This is a genomic window from Pedococcus soli (genome assembly GCF_054782575.1).
Genome location: NZ_BAAGSF010000004.1, coordinates 1,220,853 through 1,243,526 on the forward strand (window position 1 = coordinate 1,220,853; position 22,674 = coordinate 1,243,526).

The 22,674-nt window shown below is 72.5% G+C and carries 19 protein-coding genes; 8 read left to right on the forward strand and 11 right to left on the reverse strand.

The genetic code is table 11. The annotated features are described in order from the left end of the window. Positions 1–4: 4 nt before the first annotated feature. The 6 genes from ACYVKF_RS11930 to ACYVKF_RS11955 form a co-directional block, all read right to left on the reverse strand. Positions 5–658 carry an HD domain-containing protein gene (locus ACYVKF_RS11930; RefSeq protein WP_460966540.1) on the reverse strand — a complete coding sequence of 218 codons (654 nt, stop codon included), beginning with the start codon at positions 656–658 and terminating at the stop codon, positions 5–7. Positions 659–711: 53 nt separating this feature from the next. Then, positions 712–2,724 carry a HelD family protein gene (locus tag ACYVKF_RS11935; protein WP_460966541.1) on the reverse strand — a complete coding sequence of 671 codons (2,013 nt, stop codon included), beginning with the start codon at positions 2,722–2,724 and terminating at the stop codon, positions 712–714. A 122-nt stretch (positions 2,725–2,846) separates the two neighbouring features. Continuing rightward, positions 2,847–4,454: a S1C family serine protease gene (locus ACYVKF_RS11940; protein ID WP_460966542.1), complete on the reverse strand. Its 1,608-nt coding sequence runs from the start codon at positions 4,452–4,454 to the stop codon at positions 2,847–2,849. 52 nt (positions 4,455–4,506) lie between these two features. Next, on the reverse strand, positions 4,507–5,994 hold the full coding sequence (locus ACYVKF_RS11945) for a sensor histidine kinase (protein ID WP_235529234.1): 1,488 nt from the start codon (positions 5,992–5,994) through the stop codon (positions 4,507–4,509). After that, positions 5,995–6,702 carry a response regulator transcription factor gene (locus ACYVKF_RS11950; RefSeq protein ID WP_056916432.1) on the reverse strand — a complete coding sequence of 236 codons (708 nt, stop codon included), beginning with the start codon at positions 6,700–6,702 and terminating at the stop codon, positions 5,995–5,997. Positions 6,703–6,789: 87 nt separating this feature from the next. After that, entirely contained in the window at positions 6,790–7,560 is a 771-nt protein-coding gene (locus tag ACYVKF_RS11955) for a FadR/GntR family transcriptional regulator (protein WP_157581472.1), read from the reverse strand. Between the two features lie 131 nt (positions 7,561–7,691). Here ACYVKF_RS11955 and ACYVKF_RS11960 point away from each other — a divergent pair, with 131 nt between their 5' ends. The 3 genes from ACYVKF_RS11960 to ACYVKF_RS11970 all read left to right on the forward strand — a co-directional run bounded on the left by ACYVKF_RS11960 (position 7,692) and on the right by ACYVKF_RS11970 (position 11,068). After that, positions 7,692–8,627, forward strand: coding sequence for a proline iminopeptidase-family hydrolase (locus tag ACYVKF_RS11960; protein ID WP_460966543.1), 936 nt, complete (start codon positions 7,692–7,694; stop codon positions 8,625–8,627). A gap of 84 nt (positions 8,628–8,711) precedes the next feature. Further along, complete coding sequence (locus tag ACYVKF_RS11965; RefSeq protein ID WP_460966544.1) at positions 8,712–10,133, forward strand: APC family permease; 1,422 nt, start codon at positions 8,712–8,714, stop codon at positions 10,131–10,133. Beyond that, positions 10,130–11,068, forward strand: coding sequence for an acetamidase/formamidase family protein (locus tag ACYVKF_RS11970; RefSeq protein ID WP_056919704.1), 939 nt, complete (start codon positions 10,130–10,132; stop codon positions 11,066–11,068). Before ACYVKF_RS11965 ends, ACYVKF_RS11970 begins: the two co-directional genes overlap by 4 nt. Before the next feature lie 95 nt (positions 11,069–11,163). Here the strand turns inward: ACYVKF_RS11970 and ACYVKF_RS11975 are convergent, their stop codons facing one another. The 3 genes from ACYVKF_RS11975 to ACYVKF_RS11985 all read right to left on the reverse strand — a co-directional run bounded on the left by ACYVKF_RS11975 (position 11,164) and on the right by ACYVKF_RS11985 (position 14,564). Next, the gene (locus tag ACYVKF_RS11975; protein ID WP_082553295.1) at positions 11,164–11,940 is read right to left on the reverse strand and encodes a CHAP domain-containing protein; all 777 of its coding nucleotides are present in this window, start codon (positions 11,938–11,940) and stop codon (positions 11,164–11,166) included. 282 nt (positions 11,941–12,222) lie between these two features. Next, positions 12,223–13,872 carry a DNA repair helicase XPB gene (locus ACYVKF_RS11980; RefSeq protein WP_056916437.1) on the reverse strand — a complete coding sequence of 550 codons (1,650 nt, stop codon included), beginning with the start codon at positions 13,870–13,872 and terminating at the stop codon, positions 12,223–12,225. Next, the gene (locus tag ACYVKF_RS11985; protein ID WP_460966547.1) at positions 13,869–14,564 is read right to left on the reverse strand and encodes a hypothetical protein; all 696 of its coding nucleotides are present in this window, start codon (positions 14,562–14,564) and stop codon (positions 13,869–13,871) included. The genes ACYVKF_RS11980 and ACYVKF_RS11985 overlap by 4 nt, the downstream gene beginning before the upstream one ends. A gap of 103 nt (positions 14,565–14,667) precedes the next feature. Between ACYVKF_RS11985 and ACYVKF_RS11990 the strand changes: the two genes are divergently transcribed. After that, complete coding sequence (locus ACYVKF_RS11990) at positions 14,668–15,609, forward strand: hydroxymethylglutaryl-CoA lyase (RefSeq protein ID WP_460966549.1); 942 nt, start codon at positions 14,668–14,670, stop codon at positions 15,607–15,609. A gap of 17 nt (positions 15,610–15,626) precedes the next feature. On the opposite strand, the gene ACYVKF_RS11995 is transcribed toward ACYVKF_RS11990, so the two are convergent. After that, positions 15,627–17,915 carry a helicase-associated domain-containing protein gene (locus tag ACYVKF_RS11995; protein WP_460966551.1) on the reverse strand — a complete coding sequence of 763 codons (2,289 nt, stop codon included), beginning with the start codon at positions 17,913–17,915 and terminating at the stop codon, positions 15,627–15,629. 253 nt (positions 17,916–18,168) lie between these two features. Between ACYVKF_RS11995 and ACYVKF_RS12000 the strand changes: the two genes are divergently transcribed. Together ACYVKF_RS12000 and ACYVKF_RS12005 are read left to right on the forward strand one after the other, a co-directional pair. Further along, positions 18,169–19,056, forward strand: coding sequence for a hypothetical protein (locus ACYVKF_RS12000; protein ID WP_460966553.1), 888 nt, complete (start codon positions 18,169–18,171; stop codon positions 19,054–19,056). A gap of 44 nt (positions 19,057–19,100) precedes the next feature. Then, positions 19,101–20,030 carry an aldose 1-epimerase family protein gene (locus tag ACYVKF_RS12005; RefSeq protein ID WP_056916441.1) on the forward strand — a complete coding sequence of 310 codons (930 nt, stop codon included), beginning with the start codon at positions 19,101–19,103 and terminating at the stop codon, positions 20,028–20,030. Between the two features lie 3 nt (positions 20,031–20,033). Here ACYVKF_RS12005 and ACYVKF_RS12010 read toward each other — a convergent pair whose 3' ends face one another. Then, the gene (locus ACYVKF_RS12010) at positions 20,034–21,347 is read right to left on the reverse strand and encodes an MFS transporter (RefSeq protein WP_056919709.1); all 1,314 of its coding nucleotides are present in this window, start codon (positions 21,345–21,347) and stop codon (positions 20,034–20,036) included. 177 nt (positions 21,348–21,524) lie between these two features. Between ACYVKF_RS12010 and ACYVKF_RS12015 the strand changes: the two genes are divergently transcribed. Both ACYVKF_RS12015 and ACYVKF_RS12020 read left to right on the forward strand, forming a co-directional pair. Next, positions 21,525–21,920, forward strand: coding sequence for a cold-shock protein (locus ACYVKF_RS12015; RefSeq protein ID WP_056916443.1), 396 nt, complete (start codon positions 21,525–21,527; stop codon positions 21,918–21,920). Between the two features lie 2 nt (positions 21,921–21,922). Continuing rightward, positions 21,923–22,660: a DUF3027 domain-containing protein gene (locus ACYVKF_RS12020; RefSeq protein WP_056916444.1), complete on the forward strand. Its 738-nt coding sequence runs from the start codon at positions 21,923–21,925 to the stop codon at positions 22,658–22,660. The last annotated feature ends 14 nt before the right edge of the window (positions 22,661–22,674 follow it).

Genomic DNA, 22,674 nt, shown 5'->3' on the forward strand with positions numbered 1-22,674 from the left:
CGCCTCAGCTGCCGGTGAGGACGGCCAGCTCGCGCACCAGGTTGCTCCTCGCCCGTTCCTCCCACAGGTGCCGGGCGGTCTGCGTCGCGTAGATCGACTCCCGCTCGAGGAACGGGCGCAGGATCGCCGCGCGGCCCGCGCGGAAGGCGTCGTCGGGCACGGCCGCATACTCGGCCCGCACCTGGGCCGTGTAGTCGTCGTAGCGTTCGTCGCCGGACCCGAGGATCCACAGGTCCGCGTCGTGGAAGGCCGCCGGGAGGCCACCGTCCCTCAGGTCGTGGCCGACGGTCGCGAGGACGAGGTCGCGGACCGTGTCCACGTCGTCGGACGGCAGCCCGAGGGCACGCAGGTCGCGCACGGCGAGGTCGGCGCTGTCGGCCTCGTTCGCCCCGGCCGGTGCCGACGGGTCGTAGACGGCGTCGTGGAACCAGCCTGCGAGGCGGCCCAGCACCCCCTCGCGCGAGGTGGTCTCCCCGCCCTCCTCGAGGTCCTCCAGCGCCCAGAAGACCTCGACCAGGTGGCGGGTGTCGTGGTAGCCGCGGTGCGGTTCGGTCCAGCGCCGCATGAGGTCGGTGCCGATGGCCATCACCGCGTCGTCGTGCGCGCCGGGGGCGATCTCGGCGAGGTCGAGCTTCCACCAGGTGATGAGGGCAGGCACGGTGTCGAGTGTCCCAGAGCCGGGTCCGCACGAGCGGCAGACGCGGCGGTGGGTCAGGTCCCGTCCAGCGCAGAGGGGAGGGGTTCGGCGTGCACGACGGTCAGGGCCGACACGGCTCGGGTGAGGACGACGTAGAGACGCCGCAGGCCGGTGCGCTCGTCCGGCTCGGCCGCAGCGATCGCCGCCGGCTCGAGGACGACGACCCGGTCGAACTCGAGCCCCTTGGCGACCGTGGCCGGCACCACGTCGACCTGGTGGTCGATGTCGCCGTGGTCCTGACCGAGGACGCCGTGCTCGATTCCCTTGTCCTGCAGTAACTTCGACACGCGGTCGACCCAGGCATCCGGCACGATGACGCCGATGGAGCCGGGCTCCTCGACCTCGCTCCCGACGACCCGGGCGACCGAGGCGAGGAGGTCGTCGGCCTCGACCGCGAGGACGTCGAGACGCCCCGGGTTGTCACGCACCGACACCGGCGCCCCGAGACCGGCGGCCATGTGCGGGAGGAGCTGCGCGGCATACTCGATCACGCTGGCGGGCACACGGAAACCCCGGTCGAGCACCTCGATGTGGCTCCCCGGCTTGCCGAGGTGGGCGAGCGAGGACTCCCACGAGTCCGTGGCCCACGGGGTGGTGCCCTGGGCGATGTCGCCGAGGACGGTCGCGGCGCCCGTCGAGCAGCGACGCCCCACGGCTCGCAGCTGCATCGGCGACAGGTCCTGCGCTTCGTCGAGGACGACGTGCCCGAGGGACGGGGTCCTGGAGATGTGGTCGGTGAGCTCGTCGAGCAGGACGGTGTCGGGTCGCGACCACCGGGCAGATCCCTTGCTGCGTGGGGGTTTCTCCCACACCAGCAACGCCTGCTCCTCCTCGGTGAGGTGGTCCGCCGCGTGCCGCGCGAGCTCGCCCGGGTCGGAGAGCAGCGAGAACAGCACCGCCTTGGCATCGAGCGCGGGCCAGACGGAGGCGACGTACTTCTTGACGATCGGGCTGCGGGCCACCGTGTCCTGCACCCGGTCGTCGGGGGAGTCGCCGGCCTGCTCCATCTGCAGCAGGACGGCGTGGGCCAGGCGCTGCGGCAGCATCTGGCGGGCTGCGTCGTAACGGACCCCGCGGGTGCGGAGCTCCTCGAGGATCTCGTTGACCTCGTATGCCGGGACGCGCCACTTGCGGACGCCGCGCGGGACGACGAGGGCCTCGGTCGCAGGCTGTACCTGCGACCAGACCGCTGCACGCAGCACCTCGGCCAGCCGGGCGTCGCCCTTGAGGACCGCGGTCGCCGTGGAGTCGGTGCCGCGCACCGGGACGGAGGCGACGAGCTCCTCGATCGTCGTGTGGCCGACCGCCACCTCGCCGAGGGCGGGCAGCACCGCGCCGATGTGCTCGAGGAACGCGCGGTTGGGGCCGATGACCAGGACGCCGGAACGGGCCAGCTTGTCGCGGAACGCGTAGAGGAGCCAGGCCGCCCGGTGCAGGCCTACTGCGGTCTTGCCCGTGCCGGGGGCGCCCTGGACGCAGATGGTCTGCTCGGCTCCCGCGCGGACGATCTCGTCCTGCTCGGGCTGGATGGTCGCGACGATGTCGCGCATCGGGCCGACGCGGGGGCGCTCGATCTCCTCGGCGAGGATCTGGCTGCGCACCTCGTGCTCGGCGCGGTCCTGCAAGTGCTCGTCCTCGTAGGCGGTGATCGCGCCACGGTCCAAGCCGAACCGTCGCCGCAGCACCACACCCATCGGCTCGGTGCGCGAGGCGCGGTAGAAGGCGGTCGACATCCCGGCGCGCCAGTCGATGACGAGCGGGTCACCGTGGTCGTCGGCGACGTGGCGACGGCCGACGTACCAGCGTTCGTCGCTGTCCGTGTCGATCCGCCCGAAGAACAACGTGGTCGACGGGTCGTCCTGCAGGGACGCCGCGCGCAGGTGCAGGGTCCGCGCCAGGTGCTCGGCCGAGATCGGGTCGTGGGCCTGCACCTTGAGCGAGAGGGTCTGCTCCCGCATCCGGGCCAAGGCCGCTCGAGCGGTGCTGAGGTGGTCCTGCTCTCGCTTCAGCTCGGGGGAGGCAGACACAAGGGTCCACAATGCCACCGCAGCGTCCGTCGGGCGAACGAATTGCGTCCCCTGACGCGGTCGGGGGCGGTAGGGGAGCTCTCGCTCACCCTCCCGCCCCCGAAGCCGGGACGCGATACCGGTTACTGCGTCGTGCCGGACTTGGCCACGAGGGTGGCGGTCAGGTCGAGCTGCTTGCCACCGCGCAGGACCGTGAGGGCGACCTTGTCGCCAACGGCCCGCTCGCGGATGGTGGCGACCAGGGCGAGGGCCGAGTCGACCCGCTCACCGTCGACCGCGACGACGACGTCACCCTTCTGCAGGCCGGCCTGGGCGGCGGGCGTGTTCGCCGTCAGCGCCGACACCTCGGCGCCGGCTCGCTGGCTGGTGCCGTCGGAGGCCGTCCCGTCGGCCAGGCTCACGCCGAGGAACGCGTGCTCCGCGGTGCCCTTGTCGATGAGCTGGGTCGCGATCGACTTGGCCTCGTTGGCCGGGATGGCGAAGCCGATGCCGATGCTGCCGCTCTGGGAGGAACCGCTCGACGACCCGAGGCTGGCGATGGCGGAGTTGATGCCCACCAGCTGCCCGGAGGCGTTGACGAGGGCGCCGCCGGAGTTGCCGGGGTTGATGGCGGCCGACGTCTGGATGGCGTTGGTCACGACGTCGTTCCCGCCGGTCTGCGTCTGCGGCGCCTGGCCCTGGCCGAACGGGTTCTGCTGCTGGCTGTTGTCGTCCTCTGCCGCGGTGGTCACGGGGCGGTTGAGGGCGCTGACGATGCCGGTGGTCACGGTGCCGGCGAGCCCGAGCGGGTTGCCGATCGCCATGACCGGGTCGCCGACCTTGATGGCGTCCGAGTTGCCGATGGCGATGGGGGTGAGGTTGCTCGGCGGGTTCGTCAGGGTGATGACGGCCAGGTCCGTGGTCGGGTCGGTCCCGGCGACCGTGGCGGAGTACGTCCGGCCGTCGTTGAGGGTCACCGTGAGCTTGGCGTTCTGCCCGGCGCCGGCGACGACGTGGTTGTTCGTGAGGATGTGGCCCTTGCCGTCGATGACCACGCCCGAGCCCTGGCCCTCGCTCGAGCTCGACGCCACGGTGATCGAGACGACGCTCGGGGAGACCGCGGCCGCGGTGGCCGTCCAGTTGGGGTTCGTCGCATCCGCCTGCACCACCGGCGCAGCGTCTGCGCCGCGGCCCAGGGTCGACGAGGACGCAGTGGAGGAGGACTGCGTCCCGTCGGTGAGCTGGGCCGCGGCGTAGGTGCCGCCGCTCGCGAGGAGGGCGGCGAGCGCCGCGACGGCGGTGAGTTCCGTCCATCGGCGCCGATTGCCCGGCTGGGCAGGCTCTGCTCCATCCCGTGTGTGCGCGGGAGGGGGCGGCCCAGCCGGTGGCTGTGCGGTCGGGGGGTATGCGGTGTGGTCGCCGGTGCCGTACGGCCCGAAGGCGTCGGAACCACCGGGGGCGCCGGGCGTCGCGCTGTCGCGGGAGAACGACTGCGTCTGGCCGAACCAGACGGGGGCGGTGTCGTCGGGCCGGGCGAACGGCTCGGTGGGCGGCTGCGGGGTCGATGCCTGCGCGGGGGACTCCTGGGCCGGGGCGATCGGCGGCTGCTGCATCGGGGCGAGCGGCAGCTGCTCGCCGGGCTGGGTGCCGGAGTCCTGGACGACGGGGCCGGTCGAGCCAGCGTGCTGCTGGGGAGGCTGGCCGCCCTCACCGGTCGTGCCCGGCTGGGTGTCCTGGTGGATCTGGGTCATGGCTCTCGCACTCCTTGGTGTGGCTTGGTGACCTCAGTCAACACACCCGACGTCAAGGAGTACTGGGCGCCGGCTGGGAGTTTGCTGTGGGCATCTGCACCACGAACGTGGCACCGCCACCGGGCGTCTGGGCGACACCGATGCGGCCGTCGTGGCCGGCGACGATCGCGGCGGCGATGGCCAGGCCGAGGCCGTTGCCGCCACCGCTGCCTCGCCCGCGCGAGGGGTCCGCGCGGAAGAACCGCTCGAACACCTTCTTGGCCTGGTCGGGATCGACACCGGGGCCGTGGTCGCGGACCTCGACGACGGCGAGGCCGTCGGAGCGCCGTACACCCACCGCCACCTCGATCGGGGTGCCGGCCGGGGTGTGGCCCAGGGCGTTGGACAGCAGGTTGGCCAGGAGCTGGCGCAGCTTCGAGTCGTCGCCGCGCACCACCGTCGGGCCCATCGGTCCGTCGAGGCCGGTGACCGTCACGGGCCGGTGCGTGTCGATGGCCCGCGCGTCTTGGGCCGCGTCGGCAGCCAGCACCGTGAGGTCGACGTCGTCCATCTTCAGGGGGCGCTGGTCGTCGAGGCGGGCCAGCATCAGCAGGTCCTCGACCAGCCCACCCATCCGGCTGGCCTCGCCCTCGATGCGCGACATGGCGCTCGCGACGTCGGTCGGTTCACGGACTGCACCCTGCCGGTACAGCTCGGCGTAGCCGCGGACCGCGGCGAGAGGGGTGCGCAGCTCGTGGGAGGCGTCCGCGACGAACTGCCGCATCCGCTCCTCGGACTGCTCCCGCTGGGAGAAGGACTGCTCGATCTGGGCGAGCATGACGTTGAGCGAGCGGGACAGCGAGGTCACCTCGTCCTTGGCCGTCCGCGTCGGGATGCGCCTCGTCAGGTCCCCCGCGGCGATGGCGGACGCGGTGTCCTCGATCTGGCGCAGCGGGCGGAAGGCGCGGTGCACGGCATACCAACCGCCGGCGGCGCAGGCGAGGAGCACGCCCATGCCGATGAGCAGCTCGACCAGCACGAGCTTGTGCACGGTCCGGTCGACGGTGCGCAGCGGTACGGCGACGACGACCACGGCCTCGCTGCCGCGCAGCGTGCCCGCGATCGCCCGCCACTTCAGCTCGCCCTCCTTCGAGGCGATGGTGAAGGGGTCGCCGGTGCGGACCTGGGGGCTGTCGACGGTGAGCGACGGGACGGCGGGGTGCATCGGTTCGCCGATGGGGTTGGCGGCGATGGGCGCGCGACCGTCGTTGGGCAGCACGACGAAGGCGTAGCCGTTCGGTATGCCCTCGCTGATCGCACTGCCGAGGTCGTTGAAGGCCTGTTTCGCGACGGGGTCGGCGGCGAGCCGCAGCTGCTGGTCGACCCGGCTCACGAGGTCGCGCCGCATGAGGACAGCGGTCGCGGAGGCCGTGAGCGTCAGGGCGAGGAGCAGCAGCACGAGCATGACCGCGATGAGGCGCAGCCGCAGCGGCAGCGCCTCCAGCCGGCGGGACGCCCGGGCCAGCGCGCGCTGGTGCCTGGGCTGGACTGCCGGGTCCACCTACGCCTCCGGTGGCTTGCGCAGGACGTACCCGACCCCGCGCTTGGTGTGGATCAGCGGCGGCAGGCCCTCGGTGTCTATCTTGCGACGCAGGTAGGAGATGTAGGACTCCACGATGCCGCTCTCACCGCGGAAGTCGTAGTCCCACACGTGGTCGAGGATCTGGGCCTTCGACAGCACGCGGTTGGGGTTGAGCATGAGGTAGCGCAGGAGCTTGAACTCGGTGGGCGACACGTCGATCGAGCGGGTGCCGCGGCGGACCTCGTGCGAGTCCTCGTCGAGCTCGAGGTCCTCGAACCGCAGCGCCGACGACTCGTCCACCTCGCCACGGGTCCGCCGCAGCACGGCGCGGATCCGGGCCACCACCTCCTCGAGGCTGAACGGCTTGGTGACGTAGTCGTCGCCCCCGACCGTGAGGCCCTTGACCTTGTCGTCGAGGGAGTCGCGCGCCGTGACGAAGACGATCGGCAGCTGGCGGCCCGTGTCACGCAGCTTGCGCGTCACGGTGAACCCGTCCATGTCCGGGAGCATCACGTCCAGGACGACCAGGTCCGGCTCGTGGGCGGTGGCGAGGTTGAGGGCGGTCGCCCCGTCGGCGGCCACGTGCACCTCGAAGCCCGCGAACCTCAGGGAGGTCGCGAGCAGCTCGCGGATGTTGGGCTCGTCCTCGACGACGAGCAGGCGGGCTTCGGGTTCGACGCTGGTCACGGTCCCAGTGTCCGGGTGGAGTCTGGGAGTTGCCTGTATGCCGACTGGGCGCGTCGTGCGCCCGGTCGCCCTGCCGCCGTGGCCGGTTCAGCTGGACCGGGCCACGGCCTTGCGCAGCCCCGCCTGCATGGACTCGAGGGTCAGCGAGAAGTGGGCCTGGGCGCAGCGCCCCGCCCCGTCGGCGTCGCCGAGGACGACGTGGCGGACCAGCTCGGCGTGCTCGGAGCGGGCCTGGGCGAGGAACTCCGGGGCGTAGGGCTCGGCGCCGAACCCGAGGGTGGCCGCGGCGGTCAGCCGAGCGCTCAGCAGGCTCAGGTGCGGGTTGCGGGCCGCCGCGGTGATGAGCCCGTGGATCCGGTGGTCGACGGCCCTGGCCTCGATCATCCCCTCGACCCGGTCGAACTCCGCCAGCGCCGCGTTCAGCTCGGCGACGTCCTCGGCGGTGCGTCGCTCAGCGGCGGTCCGCGCGATCATCCCCTCGACGAGGCAACGGAAGTCGAACAGGTCGCGCAGCCGCGGCAGCTCGACCTCGAGGGTGCGACGGGCCACCTGCGGCGCCACCTCGCTCCAGTCGACGGTGGACACGAACGTGCCACCGCCGCGTCCCCGGCGGGCCTCGACCAGGCCGAGCTCGGAGACCTGGCGCAGCGCCTCGCGCAGGGTCACGCGGGAGACTCCGAGCGAGGAGGCGAGCTCTCGCTCCGGGGGCAGGCGCTCCCCGGGGGAGTAGGCGCCGACGGCGATGGCGGTGACGAGCCGGTCGGCGAGCGAGGCGGTCATGCTCACGCGGAGCGGGTCGAGACCCCCTGCCGCGCCCCCTCCGCCCGCGGCCCCCAGAAGCTCTGCGCCCTCGTCCACGCGGGGAGTCTACGGGTCGGGGTCCGGCCGCCCGTCTCGTCACCCGATCAAAGGTATTGTCACCAGACCATTTCTGCGGTTGAGTGTCGCGGTCGCCCGCAGGGGCGTCCCAGGACCAGCCGAGGAGACCTGTGAACCAGACAGCCGTCCGCGCCATACCCGAGCCGAGCCGGACCGGGACGGTGCCCTTCCGGGGTCACGAGACGTGGTTCCGCGTCACCGGCGACCCCGACGCGCTGCGCCCCGACGCGCCGCGGGCGCCCCTCGTGGTGCTGCACGGAGGGCCCGGGGTCGCGCACGACTACACCCTCGCGATGACGGCGCTCGCCGGCGACGGGCGTGCGGTCGTCCACTACGACCAGCTCGGCTGCGGCCTGAGCACCCACCTGCCCGACGCCGACCCCGCCTCCTGGACCGTGGAGCTCTTCATCGAGGAGCTGCGCGCCGTCGTGGACCACCTCGGCATCGGCGACCGGTTCCACCTGCTCGGCCAGTCGTGGGGAGGCATGCTCGCCAGCGAGGTGCTGCTCGCCGACCCGCACGGTGTCGCGACCCTGAGCATCTGCGACAGCCCCGCGTCGATGGCCCTCTGGCTCGAGGCGGCGGCCACCTTGCGCGCCGAGCTCCCCGAGGAGGTCCAGGCGGCGCTGCTGCGGCACGAGGAGGCCGGCACCACGGACAGCCCGGAGTATGCCGCCGCGATGCAGGTCTTCTACGACCGCCACGTCTGCCGCGTGGTGCCCAACCCGCCGGAGGTGCTCGCGTCCTTCGCCCAGCTCGAGGCCGACCCGACGGTCTACCACACCATGAACGGGCCGTCGGAGTTCCACGTCGTGGGCACGCTCAAGGACTGGACCGTGGTCGACCGCCTCCCGGGCATCACCGCGCCGACGCTCGTGGTCAGCGGTGCGCACGACGAGGCGATGCCGATCGTGTGGCAGCCCTTCGTCGACCGCATCCCGGGTGCCCGCTCGCACGTGTTCGCGCAGTCCAGCCACATGCCGCACGTCGAGGAGCCCGAGTGGTTCACCGCCGTGGTCGGCGCCTTCCTGCGCGAGCACGACTGAGACAGCACGACCACCGGCCCCCGTCCCCACCGTCCCCCGTCCACGTCCCCCGTCCACGTCCCACCCCTTCCCCCGAGGAGCGTCGTGAGCAGCACCCATGACACCGAGCTCGCCGAGTTCGGTTACCGCCAAGAGCTGAACCGCACCCTGTCCACCACGGACCTGATCATTTATGGCCTCGTCTTCATGGTGCCCATCGCGCCGTGGGCGATCTTCGGCGTGGTCTACAACGAGTCGAAGGGCATGGTGCCCCTCGTCTACCTCATCGGCCTGGTGGCGATGATCTTCACCGCCATGTCGTACGCGCAGATGTCGCGCGCCTTCCCGATCGCCGGGTCCGTGTACTCGTACGTCGGTCGGGGGCTCAACCCCAAGCTGGGCTTCCTCGCGGGCTGGACGATCCTGCTCGACTACCTTCTCGTGCCGACCCTGCTCTACGTGTTCGCCGCCGAGTCGATGGCCGGGATCTTCCCCGACATCCCGAAGGCGCTGTGGATCGTGCTCTTCCTCGTCGTCAACACCGGCGTGAACTACATCGGCATCTCGTTCACGGCCATCGTCAACCGGCTCTTCCTCGCGGCCGAGCTGCTCTTCGTCGTGATCTTCGTCGTCATGGCCGTGGTCGCCATCGCCCGCGGGACGAGCGGTGCCCGGTTCACCACGGCGCCGCTGTTCGACTCCGGCGACTTCACCCCGGGCCTGGTCGCGACCGCGCTGTCCATCGCGGTGCTGAGCTTCCTCGGGTTCGACGGCATCGCGACCCTCTCGGAGGAGGCCAAGGGCGGACGCAAGGCGGCGGGCCTGGCCATGGTGGTCGGGCTCGTCCTCGTCGCGTTCTTCTTCGTCTCCCAGACCTGGCTCGCGGCGATGCTCGTGCCGGACACGCAGCAGTTCGGCGACGACGAGGTCAACAACGCCTTCTTCGGCATCGTCGAGCAGGTGAGCAGCCACGGGTGGCAGGTCGCCTTCCTCGCCATGAACGCCCTGGCCGTCGGCATCGCCAACGCCGTCGCCGCCCAGAGCGCCACCTCACGGCTCCTGTTCTCGATGAGCCGTGACGGGCGGCTGCCCGGCTTCCTGGCCCACGTCAACAGCCGCACCAAGGTGCCCGAGCGCGCGATCCTGCTCGTCGGTGGCCTCACCCTCGTCACCGGGCTGTTCTTCGTCGGACAGGTCGGCCTGATCTCGTCGCTGGTCAACTTCGGCGCGCTCACGAGCTTCCTGCTCCTGCACGTGTCCGTCGTGTCCTGGTACGGCGTGCGGAAGCATTCGCGCAACGTGTTCCTGCACTGGGTCTCCCCGGTGCTGGGCTTCGCGGTGATCGGCTACGTCCTGTGGAACGCCGAGGCGGCCGCCAAGATCGGCGGGCTCGTCTGGCTGGCGATCGGCTGCCTCGTCCTGGCGTGGTACACCACGCACGACCGGGGCATCCTGCCCGAGCACGCCGCGGACGGGCCTGCGGCGCGGGACCAGCCCGTCGAGGCCCCGAGGGGAGGACGGGCATGAGCGAGCACCTGCTGACCAGAGACCAGGGGCGGCCGGGGCTGTCGGCCGCCGATGAGCCCGTGCTTCGGGTCGCGGCCGGGGGCGGTGACCGCATCACCTTCGAGACCGACGACACGGCATACGCCCAGATGGAGGAGCGGCGCGACCTCGCCAAGGTGACGGCGCCCCTCAACCCGGTCACCGGACCGGTGTTCGTCGAGGGTGCGGAGCCCGGCGACGCGCTCGCCGTCACCATCGAGGACATCACCTTCGGCGACTTCGGCTGGTCGGTGTACATCCCGGGCGCGGGCGCGCTCGCGGGACCGATGGGCGAGGAGTGGTTCGTGCGTCGGATCCCGTTGCGCGACGGGCGGGTCCAGCTCACCGACGGCCTCGACTGCCCCGCTGCCCCCATGGTCGGCTGCGTCATGGTTGCCCCCGCCGACGGCGACCTCTCGACAGTCATGCCCAGCTACCCCACCGGCGGCAACATGGACCTCACCGACGCCGCCCCGGGGTCGACGGTCTACCTGCCCGTCCAGGTGCCGGGGGCGCTGCTGTCGCTCGGCGACCTGCACGCCGTGATGAGCAGGGGGGAGTCGTCGTTCGTGGCCATCGAGGCGGCCGGCCGCGTCACGGTGACCGTGGACGTCGTCAAGGGGCTGGGCGCCCGGCTGCGCGCACCGCGGGTCGACACCGGTCGTGAGCTGGTCTGCGTCGGTCTCGGCGACCCCGTCCAGGACTCGATCGACATGGCCTACGAGTCGCTCTTCTCGGTGCTCGTGGACGAGCGCGGGGTGAGTCGTGAGGACGCCTACGTCGTGATGAGCGCGCTGGCCCACACCGAGCTCGGCGGCCCGACGGGGTCGGTGGCTCCCGACCCGCTGCACCCCTTCCGCCCGGTGGGGGCCGTCACCCTGGCGCGGATCGCGCACGAGGTCCTCGACGCGCTCTGAGCCCGGCGGGTGGCCGACGCGGCGGCGCCCTCCCGTCGCAGGGAGGGCGCCGCGCTGGTCCGGGTCAGGGGTGTGACCACCCCGGAGGGGTCGGCTCAGAAGCGGATGAAGGAGTCGAACTGGCCGTGCGCCGAACCGCGGCTGACCGTGCGGGTGCCGTAGTGCTCCGGGTGCGACCAGTTGTACTCCTCCACGACGAACGTGCCGTTGGCGTTGACCTTCGCGACGTAGGCGACGTGGCCGAAGCTGCCGGCGTCGCTCTGGGCGATGTCACCCACGTGCGGGCGGCTGCTCACGGTCACACCGGCGGCGCGGGCGGCGTCGTCCCAGTGGTTGGCGTTGCCCCAGTGCTGGCCCTTGTAGGAGTTGGTGAAGCCGACGTGCTTGACCGAGCGGGCGCGGAACGCGGCGAACGACGTGCACTGGCCCTTGTAGAAGTTCCAGGGGTCGACGCCCGACGTCTGGCCGCTGTACGGGTAGTTGTTGCCGATGACCCCGCTCGGGGTGCTCGGGGCCGGGGCGGAGCCGCCGCACTTCGGGGCGACGCGGCCGTCGGAGCCGGTGTAGATGTAGGCGTCGGAGACGAACCGGCCGGTGCCGATCTTGTCCCAGATGTTCGAGGTGCCGTAGGTGCCCTTGACCGTGCTGCCCGTGGTCTGGCAGATGATGTTGACCTTGGCGCCCTTCTTCACGGTCCCGACCTTGGCGTAGCCGGTGCCGGGGCCCTTGCGGACGGACAGGCTGGCGCCGGACGTCTTCACGGTGCCGGTCGCGGCGTCGGCGGCGAGGGCGATGCCCCCGGCGAGGCCCAGGCCGGCGACGGAGGCGACGGCGAAGCGGACGGGCTTGCGGGTCATGACGGTGCTGAGCATTGCGGTGATCCCCTCGGTAGTGGTGCCCGGCCACCTCGGCCCGGCTGCAGAACCGAAGGTAGGAGCGGGGGATGGCCCCCGGCGATGGGGAGAGGTCCCCGCCTCACGTCCACGTGGGTATGGCGTCGAGCCGAGTTCTATTGCAGCACAACGGAACTCGGCGGACGCTGAACGTGTGGTCACCGCGAGGGGAGAGCTCCCCTTCCGCGCTGAGGGGTCGGGATCTGCCGCTTCACCGGCTGGTGAGTCGGCCGGTTCCCGCTCCTCGGCGGGACGGCGTGGTCAGGCGGGGACGTCGCCCAGGTCGTCGGCGTCGACGATGCGGTAGGCATAGCCCTGCTCGGCGAGGAACCGCTGCCGGTGCGCGGCGAACTCGGCGTCCACGGTGTCGCGGGCGACCACCGAGTAGAAGTGCGCCGTGCGGCCGTCGCCCTTGGGACGCAGCACCCGGCCGAGGCGCTGGGCCTCCTCCTGCCGGGACCCGAAGGTGCCGCTCACCTGGATGGCGACGCTGGCCTCGGGCAGGTCGATCGAGAAGTTCGCGACCTTGGAGACGACCAGCAGGTCGATCTCACCGACGCGGAAGGCCTGGAACAGCTTCTGGCGCTCGGCCACCGAGGTGGCGCCGGTGATGACCTCTGCCCCGAGGCGCTGGGAGAGCTCGTCCAGCTGGTCGAGGTACTGGCCGATGACGAGCGTGGGCTCGCCCCGGTGCTGGGCGACGATCTTCTCCACCACGGGGATCTTGACCGGGCTGCACGAGGCGAGGCGGTAGCGGTCCTCGGGCTCCGCAACGGCATACGCGAGGCGCTCGCTGTCGGGGAGCGTGACCCGCACCTCCACGCAGTCGGCCGGCGCGATGTAGCCCTGCGCCTCGATGTCCTTCCACGGGGCGTCGTAGCGCTTCGGGCCGATGAGCGAGAAGACGTCGGCCTCGCGGCCGTCCTCGCGCACGAGCGTGGCGGTGAGGCCGAGGCGACGGCGGGCCTGGAGGTCGGCCGTCATCCGGAAGATCGGGGCCGGGAGCAGGTGCACCTCGTCGTAGACGATGAGGCCCCAGTCGCGGGCGTCGAGCAGGTCGAGGTGCGTGTAGACGCCCTTCCGCCGGGTCGTGAGCACCTGGTAGGTCGCGATGGTGACCGGGCGGATCTCCTTGCGGGCACCGGAGTACTCGCCGATCTCCTCCTCGGTGAGGCTGGTGCGCTTGATCAGCTCGTCGCGCCACTGCCGGGCCGAGACGGTGTTGGTCACGAGGATCAGCGTGGTGGCCTTGGCCTGGGCCATCGCCCCGGCGCCGACGAGGGTCTTGCCGGCGCCGCAGGGGAGGACGACCACGCCGGAGCCGCCGTGCCAGAACCCGTCGACCGCCTGCTGCTGGTACGGCCGCATCGACCAGTCGGCGTTGTCGAGGTCGATCCGGTGGGCCTCGCCGTCGACGTACCCCGCCTCGTCCTCGGCGGGCCAGCCGACCTTGAGCAGCTCCTGCTTGAGGTGGCCCCGCTCGGACGGGTGGACGAGGACGCGATCGGCGTCGATGCGCTCACCCATGAGCGGCTTGATCTTCTTGTGCCGCAACACCTCCTCGAGCACCGGGCGGTCCGTGGTCCGCAGCAGCAGGCCGTGCTCGGGGTCCTTCTCGAGGGTGAGGCGGCCGTACCGGTCCATCGTGTCGGCGACGTCCACGAGCAGGGCGTGCGGCACGGCATACCGGCTGAACGTGATGAGCGCGTTGACGACCTGCTCGGCGTCGTGCCCCGCGGCCCGGGCGTTCCACAGACCCAGCGGCGTGACCCGGTAGGTGTGGATGTGCTCAGGGGCGCGCTCGAGCTCGGCGAACGGGGCGATCGCCCGACGCGCCTCCTCGGCGCGCGGGTGGTCGACCTCGAGCAGGAGCGTCTTGTCGCTCTGGACGATCAGCGGTCCGTCGGTCACGGACTGGTCGACCCACCCACGGCAGCGATACCGACGAGGCCGGCGATGGCGAGCACGACGAGGACGACCGTGACGGCCAGGGCGATCCAGCCCCACCTGGTCCACTTGCCCATCTCGGAGGGCTGGTCCTTCTTGGTCACCGCGATGATCGCGAAGACCAGGGCGGGGATGCCGATGCCGCAGCCACCGATGGTCAGCAACCCGGACACGACGAGGAGCGCGATCGTGCTGCCGCTCAGGGAGCCGGACGCGGGTCCGCCTCCGTACGGAGCCTGTCCGTAGGCCGGGGCGGGCGCGCCGTAGCCGGCCTGGCCGTAGCCGGGAGGCGGCGGGGGCGTGCCGGGGGCGCCGTGCTGGGAGGCCACCTCACCCTGGGTGGGGTAGCTCGGGGCGGCCGGCGGCGCGGCATACGGGTTCTGCGCAGCAGGGTCCGGGGAGGCGTACGGGTTCTGCGGAGCATCCGCCGCCGGCGGGGCGCTGTACGGGCTCTGGGGCGCCGCGGGAGGCGGGGGCACCGACGACTCGGTCGGGACCTGCTGGGTGTCACCACCGGTCGGCAGCTGCTCGGTGTGCTCCGTGGCTCCGGCCGACGCCGGCGAGCCGTAGGACGGCGCGTCGCTGGGAGCCGTCGGGTCGCGGAAGATGTCGTCTCCGCGGTCCTCGGTGCTGTCGTTCCTGGGGGTGTCGCTCATGCGATGTCCTTCAGCCGGGTCCGGTACTGCGCCCAAATCTAACCTGCGCCGCCGGGCCCGGTGTCCGGCAACCACGAATCCGGGCAGTGGCAGGATCAGGGACGTGACCACCGGACTGCCGCAGCTCGAGCTCGCCACCGACCTGCCCGGGGCCGTGACCATCTACGAGGTGGGTCCGCGCGACGGGCTGCAGAACGAGAAGACCGTCGTCGCCGCCGAGGTGAAGGCGGAGTTCGTGCGGCGCCTCGCAGCTGCCGGACTGCGGACGATCGAGACGACGTCGTTCGTCCCCGCAGCCTGGGTCCCGCAGCTGGCGGATGCCACCGAGGTTCTCGCGCTCCTCGGCGACGCCGGCAAGGGTCCGCAGCGCCCCGTCCTGGTCCCGAACGAGCGAGGGCTCGACCGGGCCTTGGAGGCCGGGGTCGGGGCGGTGGCGATCTTCGGCAGCGCCACGGAGACGTTCGCCCGCAAGAACCTCAACCGCACGGTCGAGGCGTCGATCGCGATGTTCGCGCCGGTCGTCGACCGGGCGCGCCAGTCGGGCCTGTGGGTCCGCGCCTACCTGTCGATGTGCTTCGGCGACCCGTGGGAGGGACCGGTGCCGGTCGACCAGGTCGCCGACGTCGCGGTGCGGCTGATGGACCTCGGCGCGGACCAGCTCTCCCTCGGCGACACCATCGGGGTCGGCACGACCGGGCACGTGAGCCGGTTGCTCGACGCCCTGGAGGCCCGCGGCATACCGGCCGACCGGGTCGGCGTGCACTTCCACGACACGTACGGCCAGGCGCTCGCGAACACGATGACGGCCCTGCGGCACGGCGTGACCGTCGTCGACGCCTCCACCGGTGGCCTGGGCGGGTGCCCCTACGCCAAGAGCGCCACCGGCAACCTCGCCACCGAGGACCTTGTCTGGGCCCTCGACGGTGCGGGGGTGCAGACCGGGGTCGACCTCTCGTCGCTCGTCGAGACGAGCACCTGGATGGCCGAGCAGCTCGGGCGGCCGTCCCCGTCGCGGGTGGTCAAGGCACTCGCCGGGAGCGACTGACCGGCGCCGGTCGGGCGTCAGCCGACGGCAGCGCCGGTGACGCGGTGGATCGACAGGGTGCGGTTCAGGCCCTCGGTGGTCCCGTGGACGCGGCCGCCCTCGACCCGCTCGGGGTAGAACAGCAGCCGCTGGACCCGACCGTCCGCGTCGGAGTACCCGAGCCAGACGGCCTGACGGTCGGCGGCGGCGTCACGCAGCACGGCGAGGGTGGTCGTCGGGTCGGTGCTCGGCAGGCTGGGTCCGGGGCGCGTGGCCACCTGTTCGCGGTGGTAGTCCGCCGCCGCCTCTCCGGCCCGTAGCGCGCCGACCAGGGTGGTGACGAGCTCGTCGTCGACACCCGTGGCCGTGACGGGGGAGGTGCGTCGCTGCAGCGGCGTCCGGTGCCGTCCCGCCTGCGGGACGACGATTCCGCCGTCCGGGGTCTCGGCCGCGGGGGCGAAACCGTTCTCCCGCAGGAAGTCCACGACTGTCTCGGCCGCCACGGGGGAGACGAGGACGGTCGGGGCGATGCTGCGCAGCTGGAGGGGCGACAGCGCCCGCTCGGCGAGCATGGCTCCCAGCGTGGTCTCGTCGTCGCACCGGATGTAGGCGCGCATCGCCCCGACCCGCGCCTGGCCGTGGCGTCGTGCGACGTCGCGGACCAGGTAGTCGAGGGGTTGCGGGACGGGGGTGTGGCTGGCGTCGCTGAGGGTGCCCACCACCTGGTCGACCGACCACCCGGCGTCGAGCGCGCGCCGCACCGAGTCGGGGGTGAAGCGGTAGACCGTCGCGCCGCCGCGCGACTCGACGTCGGCGACCAGACGCATGAAGGTCGCGAGGCCTCCGGCCAGGGGACCGGGTGCGATGGCGGTGAGGTCGGCCTGGAGGAGCACGTGCTCGACGGGGTCGGGCAGGTGGGGCTGCATCGCCGCGGCGAGGGAGGACTGGTCGCGCCCCTCGAGCAGGGCCCGCCCCGCGGTGGAGAGCGCGCCGCGTCCGGTGACGCCCAGCCACTCGGCCTCGCGGAGCGTTGCGGCGATGACGGCCTCGAGGGTGCCGGGGACGCGACGGGGCCGCCGCCAGCGCAGGGCGTTCGCGACGGACGCCGGTGCCGGGGCCAGCCCGGTGGGGGCGTCGCCGAGCTGGTCGAGGACGTCCCGGCGAAGACCCCTGGCCGGTGGCCAGTGGGCGTCCGGGCCGAGGGCGTTCACGGTGCCCGACGCGCCCGTAGGGGTGGTGCCGACGAGGTGGGGTGCGCGGGTCGTGAGGAGCCAGGCCCGCGCGACCACGGCCCAGCGCTGGTCGCCGGGCTGCTGCTGCCACTCGTCGTACGCCGGCGTCGGAGCCCACGACGGGTCGAGCGAGCCGTCGTCGGTGAGGAGGCCGGCGGCATACGCGAGCTCGACGACGAAGGCCGCCCGGGTCTCGTCGACGTCGAGGACCGAGCCGATCCGCTTGAGGTCGCGCACGGCGAGGCCACCGGACCGCAGCACGCGTGGCGGTCGCAGCCCCCACTCGGCAGCGAGCTCGTCGACCAGTGCGAGGAGGTCGGTGACCTGCTGACCGGCGGCGGCGTCGACCGCGTCCGGGGTGCGGTCCTCGCCGTGGAGGTCGGGTGAGGTGAGGGCGGGTTCGGCGTGGCTGCGGCCGCCGCGCAGCGCGAGGGCGACCTCGCGGGGCAGGGCGATCTGCTCACCGCCGACCGAACGCACGAGGTGGTGCTCGAGCAGCCAGCGCGCTCCCTCGGCCACGCGGTCCGGGGTCCCGGTCGGGAGCACCGCCATCGGCGGTCCCCAGGTGAGGCGGTCGAGGATGGCACGGGCGGCCGGTGGCGCGTCGGCGACGGCGGCGACCACGGCGTCGGCAGCCGGCGCGGGGGCCGCGCCGGGCAGGTCGGTCGCGCGGGGGCCGAGTCCGGCGGGGTGGACGAGCACCTCGCCGACCGTGCGCACGACTCGCAGGCCCTCGGGGCTGCGCCAGAGCAGGGCCACCGTCCAGAGGTCGTCGAGCAGGGGCTGCACCTCGGCCGCGGTCGACCCGAGCAGGGCCGCGACGGCCGACGGCTGCACCGGCGACGAGCTGGTCGCGGGAGCGGTCAGGGCCGCCTCGAGGACCTGGAGGTGGGCCAGGTCGAGGGAGTCGACGGCGCGCTGGACGCTGGCGCGGGTGCTCGCCCGGGCCGCGAGGGCCGACAGGTCCGCAGGCGCCGGGCGGGCCAGGTCCTGCCGGCGGTGCAGGAGAGCGCGGAGCTCGTCATCGGTGCGCCCCCGGACGTCGTCGGCCATCGACCGGACGGCCGTGGGCTGGGGGCGGGACTTCGGGGGCACCGGACCACGGTAGTCGGCCGCCGTGAGGTCGCGTACCGCGTGACCGAGGGCCGGGTGTGGGTCTCATCCCGGCCGGGTGCTGTGCCGGGCGCCGTGTCGGGGCTCCGCCTGGTCCTGGCCCGGTCCTGTGCCGGGTCCGGGGCGGGCTCCGAGGCGGGGTCCGGGACGGGGTCCGGGCGCGGTCGAGTTTGGCGCGATTCCCAGTTGAACCACAGGTTCCCGAGGGATGATGCACAGAGCGAGAGGAGCCGCCATGTCGGAGCCCACCGGACCCACGGGGCCCATCGACCCGGTCGATCCCACCCGGCCGATGCCCACGCCGCACCCGGGGCAGCAGCCCGCACAGGGGCAGCCGCCGGCACAGGCGTCCCGGCCCGAGTCGTTCCCGTCGGCCACGTCCGAGGCGGCCCACGCGGCACCGGCACGGCCCGCGGGACCGACCGGCACGGCCGGGCCGACCAGCACCGCCGGTGCGACCGGTCCCACGCCGCCCAAGGGACCCAACCTCTGGCGCCAGGCCACCTCCACCACCGGCGGCACGATCGCGCTCATCGTCGCCTCCGTGCTCACCCTGCTCCTCGTGGTCGGCGTGCTCGGCGTCGGTGCGGTGGCAGTCGTCCGGACGGTGGCCGGGCACGACGGCGACCGGATGGGCCAGATGCACGGCCGCAGCGACAGCGCCCCGGGCCAGCAGCGCCGCCTCGAGAACGGCCCGATGGGCCGCGGCCAGCTGCCCGGCACCGAGAACGGTCCCGGCAAGGGCCACGGCAACGGCAACGGCAAGGGCAAGCCGAACGGCAACGGCAACGGCAACGGTCTCGGTGGTGGCCTTGGTGGCGGCCTCGGCATGGGCTCGATGATGGGTGGGGCAGCCGCCCTCGGCGACGTGCAGCACGGCGAGTTCACCGTGCAGGACGCCACCGGCAAGGCGGTCGTCATGACCCTCCAGCGGGGCACGGTCACCGCCGCGTCCAGCACGTCGGTCACCGTCAAGAGTGCCGACGGCTTCAGCGCCACCTACGTCATCGACGACACCACCCGTGGCCGTGCCGGTGCGCTGGCCAAGGACGACGTGGTCCTCGTCCTCGCGCGGAAGGACGGCAGCAAGGCCGTGTCCGTCCGGGTCGTCCGCGGCGCCTGACCACCGCAACGGCGGACCCGCTGCCCGGCCAGTAGCGTGAGCCCGTGAGCACCTCTCCCAGCGGCGAGCAGTGGACCCTCCGGAACGGACGTCAGGAGGCAACCGTCGTCGAGGTGGGCGGCGGGCTGCGGACCTACACGGTCGACGGGGTCGACGTGGTCGCCGGTTACGCCGAGGACGAGTTCTGCCTCGCCGGTCGTGGGCAGGTGCTCATGCCCTGGCCCAACCGCATCCGGGGTGGGCGGTACACGTTCGCCGGCGTCGACCACCAGCTGGCCCTCACCGAGATCCCGCTCTCCAACTCCAACCACGGCCTGGTCCGGTGGTTGCCGTGGCAGCTGCACTGGCACGACGACGACTGGTCCGCCCTCACCGTGCGCACGCGCCTGCACCCCTCACCGGGGTGGGACGGCAGCCTGGACCTCAGCGTCAACTACGTCCTGGACGACGACGGCCTCACCGTGAGCGCGCACGCGGTCAACGTGGGGAGCTCGCCCGCACCGTTCGGGTATGGCGCGCACCCCTACGTCGCCCTCGGGGAGACCCGGCTCGCCGATGTCGAGCTGACCATCCCCGCCACGCGTGAGGTGCTCGTCGACGAGCAGATGATCCCAGTCGCCACCGAACCGGTCCGGCCCGAGACGGACTTCCGCGAGGGGCGGGCCCTGGGCAGCACGAGTCTGGACACGGCATACACGGACCTGGCGCGGACCCGCGCGGACGGTGGGTGGGAGGTCGTCGTCGGCGGGCTCGCCACGGGCGAGGTGCGGGTCTGGGGCGACCGGGCGCTGGACTGGGTGCAGGTGTTCACGGCCAAGGGCGCCGACACCGGGGTCAAGGGAACCCGCGGCATCGCCGTCGAGCCGATGTCGTGCCCGAGCAACGCGTTCAACTCCGGGGACGGGCTGGTGGTCCTCGAACCCGGTCAGGACTGGTCGGCGACCTGGGGCATGAACCCCAGCCACCTCGCCTGAGCCTCAGACGGGTCGGGCCCCTGCCGGGTCGACGACCGGCACGACCTGGTCACCCGTGAGGCCGTTGACCTCGGGCGGGATCCGGCGCTCGACGGCGAGGGCGAGCAGGGCCATGGCGCCACAGCTGACGACGAGCATGGCGATGAACTCCGCTGACCACCGGTGGTTGAGCATGAACCCGGCGACGACAGGTCCCAGGATCGTGCCGGCCTGGAACGCTCCGGCACTGACCGCGTTGTAGCGACCGCGCAGGTGGTCCGGGGCCATGTCGTTGGTGATGGCGGGGATGGTCGGCTGCAGCAAGGTCTCCCCGAGCGCGAACAACGCGTGGAAGGCCAGCACCCCACCGGCTGCGACGAGGGTGCCAGGGGCGAACCCGGTGAGCCCGAGCGCCACCCAGGCGGCAGCCCACAGGGCGGCCATGACGAGCAGCACCCGCGTGCGGCGGCGACCGGTGATGCGGTGCAGGACGGCGAACTGCAGACCCACGATCACCGCGGTGTTGAGGGCGAAGGCGAAACCGATCACCTCGGTCGGCACCTCGCTGACCTGACGGGCGAAGGCGGGGAACCCGGCCTCCATCTGGCCGTACCCGACGAACGTGCCGAGGAACGTCAGCACGGTCATCCACACGACGGCCGGCTGGCGGACGATGTCGAGGTAGGAGCCGCCGGACCCCTCGGTGCCCTCCGGCTTCTCGGCGCGGCCGTGGACGTGGCGCAGGGGGCCGAGCAGGAGGCCGATCGGCACGAGCATGCTCGCGGCGTCGGCGAGGAAGATGACGGTGAACGACGTGGGGTTGTGGACGTCGGCGTAGAGGCCACCGATGACCCCGCCGAGGCCGATGCCGAGGTTGACCAGGGCGAAGTTGACGCCGAAGTACTGCTGGCGCGCAGGACCGGTGGTGACGGCCGCGACGAGGGCGTTGAACGCGGGCCAGGACACCCCGAAGTTGAAGCCGAGGAACACGAACGCCAGCGCCACCGTCCACGGCGTCGTCGCGAACGCCAGCACGACGCAGCCGACGAGCTGGGCGCTCGTGGCGAGCAGGAGCATCCGGCGGGCCCCGACCCGGTCGGTCAGGGCGCCACCGGGGCCGGTGACCGCGAGCGCCACGACGGCGATGAACGCCATCAGCGCGCCGGCGAGGTCGAGCGAGATGCCCCGGACCTCGTTGAGGTAGATGACGGTGAACGGCAGCGTCAGGCCGCGCCCCAGCGTCTGGACGGCCACGGTCGACAGCAGCCAGCGACCTTCGACCGACAGGTCACCCCAGAACTGGCGCACGCTCTGCCGCTGGCTCGAGGACTCACTCACGGGTCCATCCTCGCGCACGGCACCGACAGCCCCGAACCGGTTTTCCGGCCGCGCGGGGCCCGGGTGACGCGCGCAGGGCCACCCGGCACGCGGCATACCCGGAAAGGATTTGGCACCACCCGATAGCCTTGCGATGCGCACAGAGCGCACCCAAACTTTCGACGTAGAGGTGGACCAGTGCCCACTGGCAAGGTCAAGTGGTACGACGCGGAGAAGGGCTTCGGCTTCATCTCCGGTGACGACGGCAGCGACGTGTTCCTCCACGCGAACGCGCTGCCCGAGGGCGCGAGCACGCTCAAGGGCGGTGCCCGCGTCGAGTTCAGCGTGGCCGAGGGCCGTCGTGGGACCCAGGCGCTCCAGGTGACCCTGCTCGAGCCGGCGCCGAGCGTGACGGCCGGCAAGCGCGAGCAGAACCGCAAGTCGCCCGAGGACCTCGCCCCGCTCGTCGAGGACGCCATCAAGCTGCTCGACAGCACCAGCAACTCCCTGCGTCGGGGCCGCCGCCTCGACAAGGAGCACGGCACCAAGGTCGCCGCGGTCCTGCGCTTTCTCGCCGACCAGCTGGAGCCGTGAGCATGGCCACCCCCAAGAAGGACCCGGTGCTCGAGGGCGCCGTCGACCTGGCCCGTGAGGCCGCCGAGTCCATCGCGGAGGCCGGCACCGTCGGTGAGCACCTCGGCATGGAGCTCGACGAGGAGCGCCTCGGGACCCACTACTTCGCGTGCACGGCCCGGGCGTACCCCGGCTGGCGCTGGGCGATCACCGTCGCGCGGGTGCCGCGCGGCAAGTCGGCCACGGTGTGCGAGACCAACCTCGTCCCCGGTGACGGCGCGCTGCTGTCGCCGGAGTGGCTGCCGTACGCCGACCGCATCGCCCCCGGAGACCTCGGTGCCGGCGACGTCCTGCCCTACAAGGAGGACGACCCGCTGCTCGAGCCCGGGTTCGAGGCCACGGGTGACGAGGAGGTCGACGAGCTCGCGACGTACGAGCTCGGGCTCGGCCGCAAGCGCGTGCTGTCCGCCGAGGGCCGCGAGGCCGCGGCCCAGCGCTGGTACGAGGGTGAGAACGGCCCGCACGCCGAGGTCGCCGAGAAGGCCTCCTCGCCCTGCTCCTCCTGCGGGTACTTCCTCCCGATGGCAGGTGCCCTCCGGTCTTTTTTCGGCGTGTGCGCCAACGCCTGGTCGCCTTCCGACGGTCGCGTCGTGAGTCTTGACCACGGCTGCGGCGCCCACTCCGAGGTCGACGCCGAACCCGCCGAGCACGTCCACACCGGCGAACCGATCGTCGACGAGCTGAGCTACGACCTCGTCTGAGGGACGTCCCCCCC

What these genes read in the sequence shown, in the direction of transcription:
- ACYVKF_RS11940 (WP_460966542.1), bottom strand. Translation starts at nt 4,454, where the DNA reads ATGACCCAGATCCACCAGGACACCCAGCCGGGCACGACCGGTGAGGGC.
- ACYVKF_RS11970 (WP_056919704.1), top strand. Translation starts at nt 10,130, where the DNA reads ATGAGCGAGCACCTGCTGACCAGAGACCAGGGGCGGCCGGGGCTGTCG.
- ACYVKF_RS11975 (WP_082553295.1), bottom strand. Translation starts at nt 11,940, where the DNA reads ATGCTCAGCACCGTCATGACCCGCAAGCCCGTCCGCTTCGCCGTCGCC.
- ACYVKF_RS11985 (WP_460966547.1), bottom strand. Translation starts at nt 14,564, where the DNA reads ATGAGCGACACCCCCAGGAACGACAGCACCGAGGACCGCGGAGACGAC.
- ACYVKF_RS12000 (WP_460966553.1), top strand. Translation starts at nt 18,169, where the DNA reads ATGTCGGAGCCCACCGGACCCACGGGGCCCATCGACCCGGTCGATCCC.
- ACYVKF_RS12020 (WP_056916444.1), top strand. Translation starts at nt 21,923, where the DNA reads ATGGCCACCCCCAAGAAGGACCCGGTGCTCGAGGGCGCCGTCGACCTG.